We start from the raw sequence: 3,682 nt of genomic DNA on the forward strand, positions 1-3,682 counted from the left end.
GGGGCGGGGGGGCGGGCGCGCCACCACCTCCCGGGGGGGGGCCCCCCCCCCCGCCCCGGGGCGGGCCCCCCACGCCCCCACCCTGGTCGTCTCCCTCGGCACCGCCGCCCGCCGCCCCGACACCACCGCCGTCGCGGTCGTCCCCTGGCGCCGCAACGAGCACAGCGCCGTCGCCGGTCTGAAGACCACCTCGTACGCCGAGAACGTCGTCGCCCTCGCCGCCGCCCACCGCGCCCGCGCCTCCGAGGCGATCCTCGCCAACACCGCCGGCCGGCTCTGCGAGGGCACCGGGTCCAACGTCTTCGTCGTGCTCGACGGAACCCTGCTCACCCCGCAGCTCTCCTCCGGCTGCCTGGCCGGCATCACCCGCCGGCTCGTCATCGACTGGTGCGGCGCCCAGGAGGCCGACCTGCCGCTCGACGCGCTCCAGCGGGCCGAGGAGGTCTTCCTGACCTCCACCCTGCGCGACGTCCAGGCCGTCACCCGCGTCGACGGCCACGAACTGGCCGGGCCCGGTCCGGTGACGACCAAGGCGATGGCGGTCTTCGCCGAGCGCAGCGCCGACGACCTGGACCCCTGAGCGCCGCCGGGGCTCCCGGCCCCGCCCACCCCGGCGGGTAGAACACCCGGGCGGCGGGAAGGGACCCCGGCATGACCACCACGCTGCGCCCAGAGGGCCCGGAGACACCCACCGCCGCCGGCGGCCGCACCAGACGCTGGCGGATCTGCGCCAACGGCCGGCCGGTCGGCGCCCTGCGCACCAGCCTCGTTCCACGCGGCGGGCAACTCTGGGGCGAGATAGCCGAGTTGGAGGTGCACGAAGGGCGCGGGCGGGGGCGCGGGACGTTCGGCGCCCTGGCGGCCGAGGAGGTGCTGCGCGGCTGGGGCTGTACCCGGGTGGACGCCGACATCCCCGAGTCCTCGCAGCTCGCGCGCTCGCTCGCGGTCACCCTCGGCTACAGCGAGCGGATGCGGAACATGGCCAAGCGCCTCACCGCGCCGCCCGCGCTGCCGCCCGGCCTCACCGCGCACCCGATCGGCGCGGAGGAGTTCCCGGACTGGCTCGCGGACGCCAAGGAGGGCTATCTGCGCGACCTGGTCTCGTCCGGTCTCGCGGAGGAGCAGGCCCGCGCCAAGTCCGACGCCGACCACCTGAACCTGCTGCCCCTGGGGGCCGGCACCCCCGGTGTCGCGCTGCGCAGGCTGAGGGGTGCCGGGCCGGACCCGCTGGGCTCGCTCTGGCTGGCCCTCCGGGTCCGCGACCTGTCCGACGGCGCGCCGCTGGCCTGGGTGATGGTGGTCGAGGTGGCCGAGGCCCACCGGGGCCACGGCCACGGCCGGGCGCTGATGCTGCTCGCGGAACGGGAGTGCCTGGCCGCCGGGGTCCGCGACCTGGGGCTGAACGTCTTCAGCGGCAACGAGGTCGCGATCCGGCTCTACGAGTCGCTCGGCTACCGGGTGACCAACCGCGTCTACGGCAAGACGCTGATCTGACGCCGGATCCGCCGACGGGCCGTCAGGAGCGCTGCGCCGCCTCGATGACGGCGACGATCCGGTCCAGCAGGCCGTCCTGGCTCCGTCCGCCGTCCAGTCGCTGCCCGGCGATCACGTAGGTCGGCGTGCCCTGCACGCCGATCGCCTTGCCCTCGGCCTGGTCGGCGTCGACGATCAGCATGTGCCGCCCGTCCACCAGCGCGGTGTCCACCTCCTCGGCGTCCACCCCGACCTCCCGCGCCACCTCCAGCAGCACCTCGGTGCCGCGCGACTCCAGCTCCTCGACGCGGGCCAGCAGCGCCTCGACGTACGGCCACCCCAAGCCCTGCGCGAACGCCTCCTCGGCGGCCTCCGCCGCGGCGTAGGCGTGCTTGTGCTTCTCCAGCGGGAAGTGGCGCAGCTCGACGGGGAGCGCGTCGCCGTACCGGGCGCGCAGCGTCCGGACGTCGTCCAGGGCGGTGCGGCAGTCCGGACACTGGAGCTCGCACCAGAACTCGAGACGGGGGAGGGAACCTTCGATCATGCCCCCAGTGTTCCACTAGTGGGCTCCGTGCCGTCCCGGCGGCGGTCGGGTCCGGCCAGACCGGAGCGACGGGAGGTCCGACGAGATGACCAGTTCGACTGACAGGCCGACCGGCCGAGCGGCGCGCGGTGCGCGGGCGGCGGCCGACGACGGGACGCGGCCGTGCTGACGGCGGCGGTGAGCTTCGCGCTGACGGCGGCCGGGGTGGCCGTCGCGGGCCTGCGCGCGTACCGCCGGCGCTTCCTCTCCGCGACCCGTTGGTTCGCGTTCGCGCTGGTGCCGGCCGGTCTCTACCTGACCGGCCTCTTCCCGGTGGCCCGGACCATCGGCAGCGAGCTGGCGGACTGGGCGACGAAGCTGGTCTTCGACCCCCGGGTCTGGACCGGCATCGTGCTGCTGGGCGTCTCGGCCGCGCTGCTGGCCACCACCCGCTGGGCGGGCCGTCGCGGCGCCGTCGCCGAGGGCGGGGCGCGTCCGGCGGCCGGTCCGGCTCCCGCACGCCCGGCCGTCGGCGCGAATCCCGGCGGTGTCACGGGCACCGCGCCGTTCGACCCGGCGAGGCAGGCCGAGCCGCAGGAGCCGGCGAAGCAGCAGAAGCCGGCGAAACAGGCCAAGCGGGACGACGGGCTCGGGGACTTCTCCGACATCGAGGAGATCCTGCGCCGCCGCGGGATCTGAGCGGAAGCGGCCCGCCCGCGCCGGACCGGGTCCCGGTCCGGCGGTTTCGGCCTGCTGTCGGGCCCGTCGCCCGAACGACGGCCCGAACCACCGCCCGCCCCGTTCGGGGCCGGGACCGGCGGTCAGGCCGAGGGCACCGACTCGGCGGACCGCTGGCGCGCCCGGTAGGCGGCGACGTGCAGCCGGTTCCCGCAGGTCCGGCTGTCGCAGTAGCGCCGCGAGCGGTTGCGCGAGAGGTCGACGAAGACCCGTGCGCAGTCCGGTGCCTCGCAGCGGCGCAGCCGCTCGCGTTCGCCGGCGGTGAGGATGAAGGCCAGCGCCATGCCCAGCTCGGCGGCCAGGTGGTCACCGAGCGCGGCGTGCGGCGCGAAGTAGTGGATGTGCCACCCGTGGTGGTCGTGGTTGGTGAGCCGGGGTGTCGTGCCGGCGGCGGCGACCAGGGCGTTCACCAGCTCGGCGGCCTCCTCGGTGGACTCCGTCCCGAAGACCTCGCGCAGCTGCGTCCGCAGCTCGTGCACCCGGCGCAGGTCGCCGTCGGTGAGGGAGTCGACCTCGCTGATCTCCTGGCGGATCACGAAGGCGTCGAGCGCGGCCACGTCGGGCAGCAGCTCGGTGCCGCACACCTCGGGTGCGGTGTTGAGCAGCTCGACGAGGATGCTCAGCGCGCACTCGGTGTCATGGGTGATCAGCACGTGGGGGCTCCTCGCGCGGAGGGGGCCGTCGGCGCCCCGCGACTACGGTCACTCCCAGACCTTACCGGGCCGCGCCGCACACGGTGCCGGCTTCCTTCGAAGGTGCGTACGGATCTCGTCAGTACGGGCGGAGAGAGCGGGCGGGAGGGGGCCGGGAGCGACCGGCGGCCGGCCCGCCCGGAAGACGCCTGCGCCCGGCAGTGAGGCCGGCCACCCCTGCGGGGGGGGGGGCGACCGCGGGGGGGCGGTGGGGGGGGCGGGGCGCCCCCGGAGGGGGGGGGAAGGTTTAACGGCG

Annotated in this window: 5 protein-coding genes; 3 read left to right on the forward strand and 2 right to left on the reverse strand. The window is 75.9% G+C overall.

Going from position 1 to position 3,682, the window contains the following annotated elements:
• Together ABZY91_RS41670 and ABZY91_RS41675 are read left to right on the forward strand one after the other, a co-directional pair.
• Nucleotides 1–580: aminotransferase class IV (locus ABZY91_RS41670; RefSeq protein ID WP_355409421.1), on the forward strand; the 580-nt coding region annotated here is incomplete at its 5' end.
• Nucleotides 581–651: 71 nt separating this feature from the next.
• Nucleotides 652–1,494 (forward strand): GNAT family N-acetyltransferase, encoded by an 843-nt coding sequence (locus ABZY91_RS41675; protein ID WP_329882280.1) that lies wholly within the window; start codon nt 652–654, stop codon nt 1,492–1,494.
• A 22-nt stretch (nt 1,495–1,516) separates the two neighbouring features.
• Here the strand turns inward: ABZY91_RS41675 and ABZY91_RS41680 are convergent, their stop codons facing one another.
• On the reverse strand, nt 1,517–2,017 hold the full coding sequence (locus ABZY91_RS41680; protein ID WP_329882279.1) for a DsbA family protein: 501 nt from the start codon (nt 2,015–2,017) through the stop codon (nt 1,517–1,519).
• 162 nt (nt 2,018–2,179) lie between these two features.
• On the opposite strand from ABZY91_RS41680, the gene ABZY91_RS41685 reads away from it, so the two are divergent.
• A complete protein-coding gene (locus ABZY91_RS41685; protein WP_355409424.1) occupies nt 2,180–2,695 on the forward strand; it encodes a hypothetical protein in 516 nt (171 codons plus the stop codon).
• 122 nt (nt 2,696–2,817) lie between these two features.
• Here the strand turns inward: ABZY91_RS41685 and ABZY91_RS41690 are convergent, their stop codons facing one another.
• Nucleotides 2,818–3,387 carry a CGNR zinc finger domain-containing protein gene (locus tag ABZY91_RS41690; protein ID WP_329882277.1) on the reverse strand — a complete coding sequence of 190 codons (570 nt, stop codon included), beginning with the start codon at nt 3,385–3,387 and terminating at the stop codon, nt 2,818–2,820.
• Nucleotides 3,388–3,682 lie beyond the last annotated feature (295 nt).

It is taken from the genome of Kitasatospora sp. NPDC002965, from assembly GCF_040611255.1.
In the GTDB taxonomy this organism is placed as follows: Bacteria; Actinomycetota; Actinomycetes; order Streptomycetales; family Streptomycetaceae; genus Kitasatospora.